The sequence below is a fragment of the Ensifer sp. NM-2 genome, from assembly GCF_003024455.1.
GTDB classification, from domain to species: domain Bacteria; phylum Pseudomonadota; class Alphaproteobacteria; order Rhizobiales; family Rhizobiaceae; genus Ensifer; species Ensifer canadensis.
In genome coordinates this window covers 1-13,832 of record NZ_PVZR01000037.1, presented here as the reverse complement: position 1 = coordinate 13,832, position 13,832 = coordinate 1, and the positions used below count along the sequence as shown (strand labels likewise).

Annotated in this window: 11 protein-coding genes and 1 pseudogene; 4 read left to right on the top strand and 8 right to left on the bottom strand. The window is 60.4% G+C overall.

Features of this window, described 5'->3' with window-relative positions; all coding sequences use genetic code 11:
• Positions 1–34 precede the first annotated feature (34 nt).
• On the top strand, positions 35–1,072 hold the full coding sequence (locus C6558_RS37005; RefSeq protein ID WP_057210036.1) for an Ldh family oxidoreductase: 1,038 nt from the start codon (positions 35–37) through the stop codon (positions 1,070–1,072).
• A 202-nt stretch (positions 1,073–1,274) separates the two neighbouring features.
• Here C6558_RS37005 and C6558_RS37000 read toward each other — a convergent pair whose 3' ends face one another.
• Entirely contained in the window at positions 1,275–2,045 is a 771-nt protein-coding gene (locus C6558_RS37000) for an NIPSNAP family protein (RefSeq protein ID WP_225906519.1), read from the bottom strand.
• Positions 2,046–2,145: 100 nt separating this feature from the next.
• On the opposite strand from C6558_RS37000, the gene C6558_RS36995 reads away from it, so the two are divergent.
• Positions 2,146–2,784 (top strand): TetR/AcrR family transcriptional regulator, encoded by a 639-nt coding sequence (locus C6558_RS36995; RefSeq protein ID WP_107028699.1) that lies wholly within the window; start codon positions 2,146–2,148, stop codon positions 2,782–2,784.
• A 168-nt stretch (positions 2,785–2,952) separates the two neighbouring features.
• Here the strand turns inward: C6558_RS36995 and C6558_RS36990 are convergent, their stop codons facing one another.
• Both C6558_RS36990 and C6558_RS36985 read right to left on the bottom strand, forming a co-directional pair.
• Positions 2,953–3,915, bottom strand: coding sequence for a dihydrodipicolinate synthase family protein (locus C6558_RS36990; protein ID WP_057210031.1), 963 nt, complete (start codon positions 3,913–3,915; stop codon positions 2,953–2,955).
• A gap of 124 nt (positions 3,916–4,039) precedes the next feature.
• Positions 4,040–4,744 (bottom strand): GntR family transcriptional regulator, encoded by a 705-nt coding sequence (locus C6558_RS36985; protein WP_057210029.1) that lies wholly within the window; start codon positions 4,742–4,744, stop codon positions 4,040–4,042.
• A gap of 589 nt (positions 4,745–5,333) precedes the next feature.
• Here C6558_RS36985 and C6558_RS36980 point away from each other — a divergent pair.
• Complete coding sequence (locus tag C6558_RS36980; protein WP_107028698.1) at positions 5,334–7,019, top strand: arylsulfatase; 1,686 nt, start codon at positions 5,334–5,336, stop codon at positions 7,017–7,019.
• Positions 7,020–7,221: 202 nt separating this feature from the next.
• Here the strand turns inward: C6558_RS36980 and C6558_RS36975 are convergent.
• Positions 7,222–8,373 (bottom strand): annotated as a pseudogene (locus C6558_RS36975) (hypothetical protein).
• 445 nt (positions 8,374–8,818) lie between these two features.
• Here C6558_RS36975 and C6558_RS36970 point away from each other — a divergent pair.
• Positions 8,819–9,469: a YceH family protein gene (locus tag C6558_RS36970; protein ID WP_057225544.1), complete on the top strand. Its 651-nt coding sequence runs from the start codon at positions 8,819–8,821 to the stop codon at positions 9,467–9,469.
• Positions 9,470–9,540: 71 nt separating this feature from the next.
• Here C6558_RS36970 and C6558_RS40480 read toward each other — a convergent pair whose 3' ends face one another.
• The 4 genes from C6558_RS40480 to C6558_RS36950 all read right to left on the bottom strand — a co-directional run bounded on the left by C6558_RS40480 (position 9,541) and on the right by C6558_RS36950 (position 13,661).
• Positions 9,541–9,702: a hypothetical protein gene (locus C6558_RS40480; RefSeq protein ID WP_192433255.1), complete on the bottom strand. Its 162-nt coding sequence runs from the start codon at positions 9,700–9,702 to the stop codon at positions 9,541–9,543.
• A 511-nt stretch (positions 9,703–10,213) separates the two neighbouring features.
• Entirely contained in the window at positions 10,214–11,062 is an 849-nt protein-coding gene (locus C6558_RS36960; protein ID WP_084815418.1) for a sugar phosphate isomerase/epimerase, read from the bottom strand.
• Positions 11,059–12,384 carry a DUF6005 family protein gene (locus tag C6558_RS36955; RefSeq protein ID WP_057225548.1) on the bottom strand — a complete coding sequence of 442 codons (1,326 nt, stop codon included), beginning with the start codon at positions 12,382–12,384 and terminating at the stop codon, positions 11,059–11,061. The genes C6558_RS36960 and C6558_RS36955 overlap by 4 nt, the downstream gene beginning before the upstream one ends.
• The gene (locus C6558_RS36950) at positions 12,381–13,661 is read right to left on the bottom strand and encodes an AMP-binding protein (RefSeq protein ID WP_057225550.1); all 1,281 of its coding nucleotides are present in this window, start codon (positions 13,659–13,661) and stop codon (positions 12,381–12,383) included. Before C6558_RS36950 ends, C6558_RS36955 begins: the two co-directional genes overlap by 4 nt.
• Between the last annotated feature and the right edge of the window lie 171 nt (positions 13,662–13,832).

Below are 13,832 nucleotides of genomic sequence, written 5' to 3'. Positions count from 1 at the left end.
ACAACAGGGTCATACGCAGTCAGAAAGGTACAAGATGAGTGAGACCACCACCCTGACAATCGCCGCAGTTCAGGAGCGGGTCGAGGCGATCTTCCGCAAGGCCGGGCTCAATGCCGTCCAGGCCGGCGCCCTTGCGCGGGTGATCGTGGCAGGCGAACGCGACGCCTGCAAGTCGCATGGCATCTACCGTATCGAAGGCGCGCTGCGCACCGTCAAGGCCGGTAAGGTAAAGCCGGACGCCACTCCCGAGCTTCTACCGCAGGAAGGCTCGGCGATCGTCAAGGTCAATGCCATGGGTGGTTTTGCCAATCCGGCCTTCGAGCTTGGCCTGCCTGTTCTGGCCGAGCGTGCCCGAACCCTGGGGCTTGCCGCCCTCGTCATCAATGACTGCACCCATTTCTCGGCGCTCTGGCCCGAGGCGGAAGGACTGACGGATATGGGCCTTGCCGGGCTCGTCATGTGCCCGAGCTATGCGACGGTCGCGCCGACCGGCGGCAACAAGCCGTTGCTCGGCACCAACCCGTTTGCCTTCGCCTGGCCGCGCGAAGGCCGTCCGCCCTATGTCTTCGACTTTGCGACCTCCGTTGCCGCACGCGGCGAGATCGAGCTGCACCGCCGTGCCGGCAAGCCGCTGCCGGAGGGCTGGGCGATCGACGCGTCGGGCAATCCGACGACCGATCCGGATGCCGCACTTGCTGGCGCCATGCTGCCGTTCGGTGGCCATAAGGGTTCGGCCATCGGCACGATGATCGAACTCCTGGCCGGCATCATGATCGGCGACCTGACTAGCCCGGAAGTGCTCGACTATCTCGGCACCACCACATTGGCGCCGTTCCATGGCGAACTGATCATCGCCTTCTCGCCGGAGGCATTTGCCGCCGGGCGTCCCGGCAATCCGTTCGACCGCGCCGAGGTCCTGTTTGACGCCATTCTCGGCCAGGGCGCGCGCCTGCCGTCTCAGCGCCGCTTCGCCGCCCGCGCAAAGTCTGAGGTCGATGGCATCACCCTGACGGCCGCCGAGATGGAGCAACTCGAGCGCCTGCACACACTTGGGCTCGATGCCGTGGCGTAAAATCCAGCCGGGGGCACTCAGCCCGCTTCTGGCACTCAGTAAAACGAAAGGTCATCCCGGAGAGCCTAGCCTTTCCCAAAATGTGGAACCAGGTTGCCCTGGTTCCACATTTTCAGAATCTGCCGGTAACGGGTTCATTGAACGGGCATCCGGTAACAAAGGCCGCGAGATCACCGAGAAGATGCGCCCCCAACGCAATGCGTCACGGCAGCAGGGATCGTGCCGTCGGCGTCAGCCGCAACACCTCGTTCTGCCGCCACGTTCGCCGCTCCATCTCCGAAACGACCTCCGTGATCCAGGTCTCGGAGTGCGCAAGTTCGGCAAGATGCGTCTCGTAGGCAGCCAGACTGGGGAAAGCGGAGAACCAGACGAAGACGGTCTCCCCTTCGCGCACAGGCAGCCTGGGGAAAGTGTTCGGGCTCTGCTCGGTGACCAATGCTGCCAACACCGTAGCCGAGGTTTGCTCCAGATATGGCCTGACAACGGCTTCAAAGAACACGGCAAACGCGTCGTCCGTGCGTGGTGCGAGATAACAGATCGTCGCAACCACAAGACCGCGCCGTACATCCGCCGCGCCAGAGGCGGCGCGCGTGACGCCCGACCGCGCAAAGCCGGTATCGGGCGATGCGGGCCGCAGGAGCAGAACGTTGTCCGAATTGATCATCGTTCCGTTCGCCTGCTCGCGGTGAGCTGCCCACACCGGGCCCGTATAGAACGAGTTCAATGCCGCTGCGCGGGACGGCATGTCGCGAAAGCCTCGCAGCCATACAAAGCTGTCGGGATCATCAAGGTCGCGGAATTGTCCCATCACGCTCATTCCCTGCGCTTCCTGGGGTTCGATGAACTCGCGATCGAACAGGTCGATCAGCGTCTCCCTGGTGTTCGGCCGAAGCCGATACCGCCGCAGTTCAACGATCGCGTTGGTCGGATCGTCCGTAGCCGTCAGTGGTTCGCTCATTGTGAATACAGTCATGGCCACCTTTCCTCGGAACAGGACAATCGTCCTGTTTTGTAATACAGGACAGTTGTCCTGTTTTGTCAACCTGTTATAACCAGGAGGAAAGGAAGGACCCATGTCGGACCGACCTACCTCGTCGCATAGACGCATGAACGATCCCGAAGGACTAAGGCAGCGGCTTGTGGATGCTGCCTACGCTGCATTCTCGACCCGCGGCTACCATTCCAGTGCCCTCCACGACTTGAAGCGCGAGGCGGGCGTCACGGGTGGAGCGCTCGCCCATCATTTCCCCACCAAGAAGGCCCTTGGCCTCGCCGTTATTCAGGATCGGGTGGCGGAAGCCGTCGAGTTGACCTGGATCACGCCAGTCAATCTTGCGACGACGACGGCCGACGGTATCCAAGCGGTGTTCGCAGCCATCATTTCCGAACTGGAGCGGAAAGGGGCAGTGTCGGGCTGTCCGTTGAACAATCTCGCTCTTGAACTGTCGCGCGAGGACGAAGATTTCCAGGCCGCGATCGAGGCGATCTTCATGCGTTGGAGGTCAGCCATCGCCGACAAGCTAAGGGGCGACCTCCGGGCGGCCCCCGTTCACGATTTCGATTCTGAGGCCATGGCAACCCTGGTCGTAGCAACCTATTCCGGTGCGATGGCGATGGCGAAAGCATCCCAGTCCGTGGCTCCCCTGAAGATCTGCGCTGCGCAGCTAACGTCGATCATTCGAAATCAGACGTTGCTGGGGCGCGAACCTTAAGGACGAACAGACGCTGGTTCTCGCTTCCTTCAGATTTTTAAACAAAAAGAACCCCCTAAGTCCTTGCGGTGTAGGGGGTTCAGCAGAAACGTCACCTAAAATTCCACACGTCAGCTAAGGACCCTCCCGACGGGAGGGCCTTCTTGCTAACGCGCGGTCAACCGATGATCAGCCCTTGTATGTCTGCACTGCGCCCGGGAGCTTGCTCCACGCGGCATACCAGCTGTTGAACAGCTTGAACTGCGCTTCGACATAGCCGCGCTGGCTTTCCGACAGGGCGTCGGTCTCGTTGAAGTGCAGCGTGTATTCCTTGTCACCCTTCAGCACCATCATGTGCTTGAAGTAGAGAACCAGATCCGGGCCTTCGTCGAAGGAGGAAAGCACGGCGAGCGCCTGTTCCAGTTCCAGCGCGCGCAGGCGTGCATCGACGTCGCCTTCGGCGGCTGCCCGCGACAGGTTGCACATGTGGATGACTTCCTTCGGCAGCACGCAGCCGATGCCAGTGATGGCGCCGGTTGCGCCGCAGTTGACGAAGCCGTGGAACACAGCCGTGTCGACGCCGATCATCAGCGAGACGCCATCGTCACGGCTGGTGATGTTCTCGGCCGCATAGCGCATGTCGGCGGCGCCGCCGAATTCCTTGAAGCCGACGAGGTTCGGATGTTCGGCGCGCAGCGCGAAGAACAGGTCGGCGCGGGTGGCAAAGCCGTAGTAGGGGCTGTTGTAAATCACCGCCGGCAGGTCCGGGGCAGCCGAGAGGATGGCCTTGAAGTGGTTCTTCTGGGCGGCAACGACCGAGCCGCGCGAAAGCACGCGGGGGATAACCATCAGGCCCTGGGCGCCGACCTTCTGGGCGTGGGCCGCATGGGCGACGGCAGAAGCGGTATTGACGGCGCCGGTGCCGACGATAACCGGAATGCCGGCCTTGACCAGGCGCTCCACGCCTTCCATGCGCTGCGCGTCGGTCAAAAGCGGCCAGTCACCCATCGAACCGCAGTAGACGACTGCGGACATGCCCTGGGCGATCAGTTCCTTGCCTTTGCGCACCAGCGCATCGAAGTTGGGGCTGCGGTCGTCGTTGCACGGGGTCATCAGCGCAGGAATGACGCCGGAGAAAATCTTGGCCTTCATCTCAAACTCCTCAATTGGTCTGTCGAATGGGCTGAGGCCAACGTCATCACCGACGCCGATCTCAGCCTTCGACGGTGACAATATCCTGTTGTATTTTATTTGTCGACAAGAAATCGACAGAAGATTACAGCGCGATATCCAACCGCTCGTCGCGGGTGAAAAGCCGCTTGATCTGAGTGACGATCTGCTCGGCATGCACCTTGGCCAGCTGGTCGGCCGCTTCGACGTTGCGGGCGGCGATCACGGTGATCATGTCCTCGTGCTCGTCGACGAAGCGTTGCGGCAGCTGGTCACCATAGGACTGGTAATAGAGCCGCAGCATCCGCCGGCCTTCGTCGAGGAGCCGGTTGAAGAGGCCGCTGAAATAGGCGTTGCGGCCGGCCTCGGCGATGGCCGAATGAAAGGCGGCGTTGGTGGCGATCATCGCCAGCGCATCCTGGGCCTGCACCGCGGCTGCGAATTCAGCCTGCCGGGCGCGGATGATCTGCAGATCCTCCGGGCGATGATGCTGCGCCGCGAGCCGGGTGGTGACGCGGTACATCAGCACGAGCGCATCGAAGAACGTGTGCATGTTGAGGAAATCGATGCTTGAAACCATCGTCGACCGGTTCGGCAGCGTATCGATCAGGCCCTCGCCGGCCAGCCGCACCAGCGCTTCGCGGATCGGCGTGCGCGACATCTTGAAGCGTTCGGCGAGTTGGACCTCGTCGATCGGGCTGCCCGGCGGCAGGACCAGATCGAGGATTTCGTCACGCAGAAGGTCGTAGACCATCTTTACGCCGGAGCCGCGCTTGCGTTCGAGTGTGGGGTTGGAATCGGTATCGGTCATCTTTAGAATCCTTTTGTCGACACGATAAATACTTCCCCATGTCCGTGGGATCAACTCTGCATAGGCATTGGTTCGAGATCGCGAGGTTTCCCGAGCGTTGGCGTCGTTCGGTACCGGTCCTCTATTTTCGCGCGACGGATGGGTGAGATTGGCAACTTTGCGCCGGCAGTAAACGCTCGCTTCGCGTTGCGGTTTCAAAACTGGCGGAGGAAATGAAGATGTGCGATATTCGTGCCCAAGACGACTGCCACCCTGCGGCAGTTAGTAAAGCGTGACTAGCTGTTGACGCTTCGATGGCCGGTATGTCTGTCGCCGCCCTATGGCGAATTTTCAGAGCAGCATTCACCCTACCCAACATTTTCCGCTGAGACGGCGCTATGCCGCGCAATTTCACAAGCTCATCGTCCCGAATAAATGAGGAGGAGCACCCCTATGCTGTGAGAAGGGCATCCCCCACTACAGCGCCGCGCGTCGTATTAGACACGCAAAGGTCGCTGTAACGCTTTGAATTGCTGCATGTTTTTATCCATAGATCGAATAGGATTTAAGAAAACACGCAGTAGGCCAAGTTAAACGGAGGGAATGAATTATGAGTGGCATGAGAAACCTTTATTTTGGTTTGCTGGCTTCCGTATTCGCGACCGCGCTGGCTGCGCCATCAGTTGCGCAGCAGCCGCAGCCAAAACCCAACATTCTTGTCATCATGGGAGATGATGTCGGCTGGTTCAATATCGGTGCCTATCACCGGGGAATAATGTCCGGGAAGACGCCCAGCCTCGACAAGCTGGCGGCAGAGGGCATGATGTTTACGGACTATTATGCCGAGGCAAGTTGCACTGCTGGACGGGCGAGTTTCATTACCGGTGAAATCCCGCTCCGAACGGGCCTGACGACGGTTGGCCAGGCGGGCGCAGACGTAGGAATGCCTGACAAGGCGGCAACCATAGCCGCCGCGCTGAAGACGGAGGGATACGCCACCGGCCAGTTCGGCAAGAACCATCTCGGCGATCTGAACAAGTTTCTGCCGACACTGCATGGGTTCGACGAGTTCTTCGGTTACCTCTATCACCTCGACGCGATGTCAGACCCCTATTGGTATTCGTTTCCGAACGAACAGTCGTACCGAGACAAGGTCGGGCCGCGCAATCTGGTCCACACCTTTGCTACCGATACGGACGACACATCCGAACAGCCGCGTTGGGGCAAGATCGGCAAGCAGAGGATCGTGGACGAGGGTCCCCTAGCGCCGTACCCTGACATGTCCAACGTTCCGAACATGCATGACATCATGCCCAAGGCCAAATACGACATGGGCTCCTTCGATGAAGTCCTGGTCAAGTCGTCGTGCGATTTCATGGACAAGGCAAAGACAGACGGCAAACCGTTCTTTGTCTGGCACAATACGACGCGAATGCACGTCTGGACTTTCCTGTCGCCAAAATACCAAGCGCTGATGAACAGCGACACCAACTATGGCCTCGAAGAAGCTGGCATGGCGCAGCTCGATGACAGCGTCGGCGCTCTCCTGAAATGCGTGCAAGATGCGGGTGAGACCGACAACACCATCGTCATTTTCACGACCGACAACGGCGCGGAGGTGTTTACCTGGCCCGACGGTGGCATGACCCCGTTCAAGGGCACCAAGGGTACGGTAATGGAGGGCGGGTTCCGCGCGCCGGCCATTATCCGTTGGCCGAGCAAGGTTAAGGCGGGAACGGTCGAGAACGGCATATTTTCTGCCTTGGATTGGTTCCCAACGCTGGTCGCGGCGGCGGGCAACAGCGAGATTACTGACCAGTTGCTCAAGGGCGCGAAGCTGGGCGACAAGACCTACAAGAACCACCTTGATGGCTACAACCAACTCGACCTGTTGACGGGCAAAGGACCATCCGCACGGCATGAATTCTTCTACTTCGGCGGCCCTTCTCTGGGGGCAGTTCGCATCGATGACTTCAAGTATCAGTTCTTCCAGCAGCCTCAGGGTTGGCCCGGTGCGAAGGTAACAACGGACATGCCCACCATGGTCAATATCCGTCAGGACCCATTCGAGCGGACGCCGTCGATTGGCAGTCAAAGCCTCAATGACCTCGGTGGGGGCTACATGAACGACTTCTATGCTCGCGAGTTCTGGCGTTTCGTCAGTGTTCAGCAGGAAGTCGGCAAACTTGCGCTCACCGCGATTGACTATCCGCCAATGCAGGATCCGGCCTCCTTCAACCTGGATGCAGTGAAGAAACAGATCGATGCGGCGATCAAGAACAAGCCGGGGAACTAGTCGAACATGTCGAGACGAGGGTTGTTCGATTGACTGCCCTCATTCTCCCGGTCGGCCGAAATCAGCGGTGTGATATTCCAGCGGACATCCGCTGGAAACGACCGCTTTGCACCGGAAGTCGCGGTTGGGGGCGTTGCTCCATAAGACCGGAAAGAAGCGCGGCTGCCTGGGCCGCGCTAGAGGACATCGAGGATGTCGCGGGTCAAAGTGCCGGTATGTTAGCCTGCGAAAAACCCGCGAACGCCGCTGCCGGCAGCGGACCTGCGGTCATCAAGGTAAAATCGAACGGTGCGCGCACGTCCGGACCGAGCACATACTGGCGATGAACGCGCAGGAAGTTGCGCCTGATCCGCCTATAGCGGTCAGGCGACAGCATGTGCTTGACCTTGATATAGGCGATGGACGGCTGCCTTGCCTCAGGATGCCCCGACAGGGCGACGACACGCGTCTTGTAGAAATGGATCGCATCCGTCAGGCAATGGACCTCGAACCAGAAGATTTCCTTGGCGCGGGCAATTGCCCCGACGCGGGCCCGCAGGGCATGGGCCGGCGCCATCAGCGCGCATTGCAGGATCGCGCCGCCAAGTGTTACGAACACCACCCGTTTGCCTTCGATAACATCCGGCCGCCGCTCGATCAGCATGCCGATGACATGCGCGGCGACACTCGAACCCATGCTGTGCGAGCTGATAAGATACTCGTCGGCGTCCTCGCTGAACGCCTCGCAAGCGGCATCCACACAGCTTTCGAGCCAACGGTTGAAATCGGGCCGATCCAGTCGTGCCATGGCCACGGCCATTTCCCAGTCGGCAAACAGGTGCAGCGTATGGAACTTCGTGGCCAACGGCATCATGACCTGTCGCAGCAGGAGACCGGCCAGCGGTACGCTCCACAGCAGGTTCCAGCTCGAAAGGCTCAGCCAGTGGGGAATGAATGCAACGACTAGGGCCGCTGCCGTCATCAATCCGGCCAGCAGGAAGGGGAACAGGAAAAATAGGCCAAAGCGCCAGGCATGGCGAAAATAACCCCAAAGCCCACCGTTGAACGTTACGTTCAGCGCACTGGCAAATCCGCCGCCCAGCCGGCGTGTGAATGACTGGCGGCTCAAGGTATCGACGAGCACATCGTGATCGAAAACATGGATACGGCTTGAAGTCCGCCAGTCCGGTCCGGCACAGTCGACGTCGAAATGCGTCGCCGCGCCCGTGCTCACCAAGGGCCCGACATCGGACTTGAAGTCCCATACCTCGGCGCTCTACCGCGCTGAACGGGCGTAACGCCGGCGGTGCGCCTCCGCGTCGAAGGGCTCAAAGCCCGGAAAATGCAGTACGACCCTCTTTTTCACACGGGACATGGGAGGCTTCTGTGATGATGGTTTCGACGGTCGCCGCCAAGCGACGCGGCGGCGATCCCGATTGGGTGACCGCTGGGCATCTGGCGACGTAAGGCGAGGGAGGGCAGGAGGCGGAATCAGCTTGAAATTGACCGGCACCGTATCGATGCGAACTGCGGCGCAATCGTGATCGATCGGGTGGCCAGCGTCGGGCTCGGTGAAATAAAATCAAGGCGACGGTTAGGATCGAGCGAGTTACCTTCAGTCGCTTGCTGCCGGGGATATTCGGACTTGGAAACCGGAAAGCAACTTGGCCTTGGCCGTGCAACGGTCTATCGAGGGGTGCCGTTCGGCCGGCCGGGGATTTCGGGGCTTTCTGCCAAAGACGGGCGGAAAATCCGGGTAGATCAATCCGGTCGGAGAACCCCGGGCTGCCGTTGAACTCGTTGCCGAGAAGAGTGAGCTTATGAACACCAATCCAGACACCGATTTTCCCGAACTCAATGCGATCGAAGCCCGTGTTCTTGGCTGCCTGATCGAGAAGAAGGAAACGACGCCTGACGTCTATCCGCTGACACTCAACTCCCTCCACTCCGCCGCCAACCAGAAGACGGCGCGCGACCCGGTGATGGCGTTGGAACAGGTGGACGTGCATCGTGCGCTCAATTCGCTCGCCCAGAAGGGGTTGGTCCGGCAGGCCTTTGCATCGCGCGTCGAGCGTTATGAACATCAGGCCGCCAACCGCTTTTCGCTGACCTCGCCGCAAATCGTCGTGCTCGGCCTGCTTTTGCTGCGCGGCCCGCAGACAGCCTACGAGCTCTGGTCTCGCAGCGAACGCATGGCGCGGTTCCAGTCGGTCGAGGATCTCAAGGATAACCTCGATCTGATGATCGGGCGTCGGCCTCCGCTGACCGTGCAGCTCAACCGCGGCGCCGGCCAGCGCGAAGACCGGTTTGCGCATCTTTTGTGTGGCGAGGTCGACCTGACGGTCGCCGCCGCGCCGAGCATGCCGTCCTTCACTACGTCAGGCCTGTCCGAGCTGGAACAGCGCGTGCAGACGCTGGAAGAGACTGTGGCGTTGCTCCAGGCTGAAATTGCCGCGCTCAAGGGCCACTGACGGTCGCTGCGAAAAGACAACCTTGATGCTTGTGAATTGGAGGCCGGCTGCCATGGCGACCGGCCTCATGTTTACTTTCCGGCCGACGCCGCAGCCGTCCTTGCGGTCTCCGCTTCGCCAATGGCGGCAGCGCATTCCTCGCAGCAGACTTCTACCGTCTTGCCGCCGAGCTTGACCTTGATGCTGTCCTGATCGAGTTCGCAGTCGCAGGCCGCGCAGGTTTTCTGGCTCATCGTCTTCGTCTCCTCTTGGTCGTGATTTCGACCATCAGAGAAGACCATCTGCATGGCAGCGCCGCTGTCAGATTCTTTAGCGATCGATGCGACCGTTGGCTGGTGGCAAGGCGGTACGTCAGGCGCACACGCCGCGGCCGTACGTGTCTTCCGTATCCTTGCCGGCGCCGCTATGTTTGGAGAAGGGCATGTTTTCTGCCCGCCCTGGGGGTGTTGAAACAGTGCGGCAGTTTCCCAAGCGCCCGTGTCGCGCGGCGAAAAATAGCCCCATAAAAGTTGATTGATTTTCGGCTGCAAGATCGCCAGAGTAGCGAGGTAGAGCACAGCTCGTCCGCTTCAAGTCAAAAATGAGCAAAGCCGCGAACGAGGTAGTATTTCGGTGCTCCGAAACTATATTGCTTGTCATTTGCAAGACGAAAACAAAAACAAAAAATGGGCCCCGGCATGTACAGCCGGGGCCATTTTTTTATGGGCTTGCGTCGGCAAGGGTCGATGATGCCGCTAAACGCGATCACGAAAAGTTGACTGTCCGCCGTATGGGTTCACGCCCCTCGATCACGCCGCGAACCTGCCTGCGATCGCGACGCAGCACATCGAGGCAATCATTGCCGAACCATTCCAGCGATGCGTCGTGCTGTCCGTCGCCCGCGATCTCCAGGAGAAAGTCGACATAGTCGACGGTGCCTTCGAACAACGGCGTCATTCCGTCGCGACGGCCGGCCGCGGCATAGACGTTTGCCGGTTCGAAGACCGAGAGGTCCGACCGGTCGCGGATGTTCTTCAGATGGTAATGGCGGATGTGCGGTATCATCTGGCGGTGCACGGCGATTGGATCGTCGCCGCCCTCCCAGACGTGGAGCGTATCGAAATTGATCGCGAAGGCGGGTTGGTCGACCTCCGCAATGAGACGCAATGTCGAGGCCGCAGTATCGGCCAGCGTCTTCGGATGTGTCTCCGCCAGCAGTTGAATGCCGTAGCTGGCAGTGATCGCGCATATCTCTCTCAGCCGCTCCACGATGCGCTGCCGCTCTTCGTGGGAGACGGAGAGACTGCCGCAATTGCCGGCGAAGGTACGGATTTTGCGGGTTCTCCAGCGGCGGGCGAGCCTGCAGAGCTCGACAGTCTTGTGCCGCAGCGTCTCCGTATCGCCGTCGAGCGGCAGATAGTCGCTGATCATCGGCACATTCAGCCCGAAAGTATCGAGCCAATCGGCATTGCGGTCGGGCTGCTGCGCCAGGTTGCGTGCATGCGCACCCCAGAGCTCGATCCCCTGAAAATCGTTGGATTGCGCCCAAGCGGCGATTTCGCCGAGGGAAATCAGATGATGGCGAAACGTGATCGTGCACAGCGATATGTTCATCGCGCAACCCTTTTCAGCATGGGCCTCTCCAGCATGGGAATGTCGGCGGCAATGTTCTGTTCACACCAGAGATCGAAGATCTCGGCGAGCTTGCCTTTCAGTTTCGTCTCGATCCGGTCGGCTTCTGCCAGCCGCTCGAACACCGGAGTGGCCAAGGCGCGGTCGCCGGTCTGGCTCAGCTTCATGCAATCGTAGTGCAGCGCCTTCAGCGCCTGGACGAGCGCCTCGATCTCTTCGCACCAGCCTTCGAACTCGGCCGCCGGCAGCTTCAGCGCCCGCCAGAAGAACGCAAAGCCATGCTCATAGGCGTATTTGCGGATGGTGATGACGGGCAGTTCGCGCACGGCGTCCGTGAGGTCGGAGAGGTCGATGCCGCCGCGTCCGTCGATATGAGCCGTGACGATCATGCGAACGGTGTCGGCCAGCGGATTGCTGTCTCTGATAAAGCAGGCCTCGAAATAGGCCTTGAGGTCTTCGGCTGCCGGTGGCCGAGCCTCTGCATTGTCGAAGACATAGCCGCCGCCGACGGTCGGCTGCATCACCGCATGGATCACCTTGTCCCGCGCGATCTCGCCTTCCCAACGGTAGTCGGGATCATGCACGAACCACGTATCGGGGTCGGCGGTTTCCTGCAGCATGAGGTAGTGCGGGAAGGGGTTCTGGTTGAACTTGTTCTCGCGCTCCGGCAGGTGGAACATGTCGAGCATGACCATGACGGAGCCGGTATCTGCGCGCCGTTTGACGAGGTCGAGCATCACGGTGAGATTTTCGCTCTTGCTGATGTCAGGGTCGTACCACTCGTAAACGGTGACGCCGTATAGCCGCTGAAACCAGCTGCGGAAGAATTCCTGGCTGATCTCGGGTGCATGATAGAGAAGCTGGAAGCGGTCGCTGAGCCCAAATTTCGCGTCCCAGACACCGAAATAGAACGGTCGGTGATCCAGGCCCTTTCGCTTCAGCCCGTCGCAGACGCAACTGACGAAGCAGTGCACCTTGATGTCGTAATAGGCCTCGCCATGCACGCCTTCGTCTGTCGTACCGCCGGTTAATGGAAACGATGGGACGACCGTCTCGATCGACTTCGGCTCATAGAGCGCGGCGAGATCGGCGACCGTCTGGACATCCTGGCGGGCGATCGCCTCTTCCGGAACACTCAGCCCGTATTCCAGCTCCAAATTGAGAAAGATCTGCAGGATCAGGACGGAATCGAGATAGAGGTCCTCGTTGAGGCGAGCTTCCGGGCCAAAGCCGTCGAGATGCGGATGCATCATGTGTTCGCTGAGGACTTTGTGGATTGCTTCCAGGGTTTTGTTGCTGGTCATGACGCGGCTCCCGCGATCGACTTGGTGAACTCGCCGGCGGCGTGGCGGGCGGCAACCTCGCGGCGGCTGATCTTGCCGTTGGCCTGGCGCGGGATGGTGTCGACCTGGCGGATGTCCATCGGTAGCTGATGGCTGGCGAGGTGCAGGCTGCACCATTCGCGGATCGCCTGCGGCGCGATGGTTTGACTGGCGCTGAACAGCAGCGCGACACGCTCCCCGGCAAAGCGGTCGCCCATGCGGAAGGCTACGGCGTCGCTGACTTCAGCCATCGCCATTGCCGCGTCCTCGACATCCCGGGGATAGACGTTGAGACCGGAGACATTGATCATGTCGTCCATGCGCGACACGAAGACCAGCATGCCGTCATCGCGGCGATAGCCGAGATCGCGGGTGTGGATGGCAATGCCGTCGTCCTTGGTCACGACGATTTCGTCGGCATTTTCGGCGTTGCTGCCGGTTTGCGGCAGAAGATGCGGCAGCACGAACCCCATGTCGCCGGCGTTGGTGACATCCGGATTGATGGCGATGCATCCGGCTTCGGAGCAGCCATATTGCTGGAACATATGCCGGCTCCTGGCCCTGATCTGCGCAAACCAGGGATCCGGCAGCAGCGTGCCCGAAGTCATCGTCGCATGGATCTGCTCGCCCTCGGGCAGCAGCCGGGCAAGCGTGTGCAGGATGGCCGGCGACGAATAGAGCAGCGGCCGCTCGATCTCGCGAAGAACCTTCATGAGATATTTCGGATTGGCGGTGTTGACGATAACCGGCGTCTGGCCGCGCTTGAGCGCCACCAGGATGCCGCAGATCAGGCCATAGGAATGGGTCGTCGGGCAGGCGATGACCGGGGTCATGTCCTCCGGCGCGCGGAAGATGCCAATATAGCTTTCGATCTCGGCGTCGATATCCTCCCAGCTACGCGCCACGCATTTTGGTGCACCTGTCGTGCCCGAGCTCATCTGGAGAAGCGTTCCGACCGGCAAGGCGTTCTGCGACCGTTCCAGTACCTCCGCCGTCGGGCTGTTGTAGAACAGTCGGTCGCAGCCCGCGCCGATCGCAAGCTTGCGCGCGGCGGCATAGGGCGTGCCCGGATGGATCGGCAACACGCTGGCGCCGGCCTTGCGGATGGCGAAGAATAGCGCCAGCCAGTCGATGGTTTCGGCAAAGCAGACCGCGTAGCGTCCGTCGTCGCGGTCCTTCAGGCCGATCTGCCCGGCCAGGCGTGCGGATGTTTCGTCGAAATAGGCGCGATCATAGAGCCTGTCGTCGATACGGATCATGGCTTTCTCCAATGAAAGAACACAAGGGGCAAAACGCCTTGAACTGGCGGCTTTTCCTTGGGTTCGGTTTCGTTCTGACCGGCTTTTTGCCGATCGGCTCAATGTTCTTCCTTCCGCTGGACAGGGCCGTCCTTCGGTTCTGAACCAGTCTCCAATGCGTGACCCTGATGC

Coding starts and splice junctions, on each gene's coding strand:
- C6558_RS40480 (WP_192433255.1), bottom strand. CDS start 9,702: ATGAGCCAGAAAACCTGCGCGGCCTGCGACTGCGAACTCGATCAGGAC.
- C6558_RS37005 (WP_057210036.1), top strand. CDS start 35: ATGAGTGAGACCACCACCCTGACAATCGCCGCAGTTCAGGAGCGGGTC.
- C6558_RS36980 (WP_107028698.1), top strand. CDS start 5,334: ATGAGTGGCATGAGAAACCTTTATTTTGGTTTGCTGGCTTCCGTATTC.
- C6558_RS36995 (WP_107028699.1), top strand. CDS start 2,146: ATGTCGGACCGACCTACCTCGTCGCATAGACGCATGAACGATCCCGAA.
- C6558_RS37000 (WP_225906519.1), bottom strand. CDS start 2,045: ATGACTGTATTCACAATGAGCGAACCACTGACGGCTACGGACGATCCG.
- C6558_RS36970 (WP_057225544.1), top strand. CDS start 8,819: ATGAACACCAATCCAGACACCGATTTTCCCGAACTCAATGCGATCGAA.
- C6558_RS36950 (WP_057225550.1), bottom strand. CDS start 13,661: ATGATCCGTATCGACGACAGGCTCTATGATCGCGCCTATTTCGACGAA.
- C6558_RS36985 (WP_057210029.1), bottom strand. CDS start 4,744: ATGACCGATACCGATTCCAACCCCACACTCGAACGCAAGCGCGGCTCC.
- C6558_RS36990 (WP_057210031.1), bottom strand. CDS start 3,915: ATGAAGGCCAAGATTTTCTCCGGCGTCATTCCTGCGCTGATGACCCCG.
- C6558_RS36955 (WP_057225548.1), bottom strand. CDS start 12,384: ATGACCAGCAACAAAACCCTGGAAGCAATCCACAAAGTCCTCAGCGAA.
- C6558_RS36960 (WP_084815418.1), bottom strand. CDS start 11,062: ATGAACATATCGCTGTGCACGATCACGTTTCGCCATCATCTGATTTCC.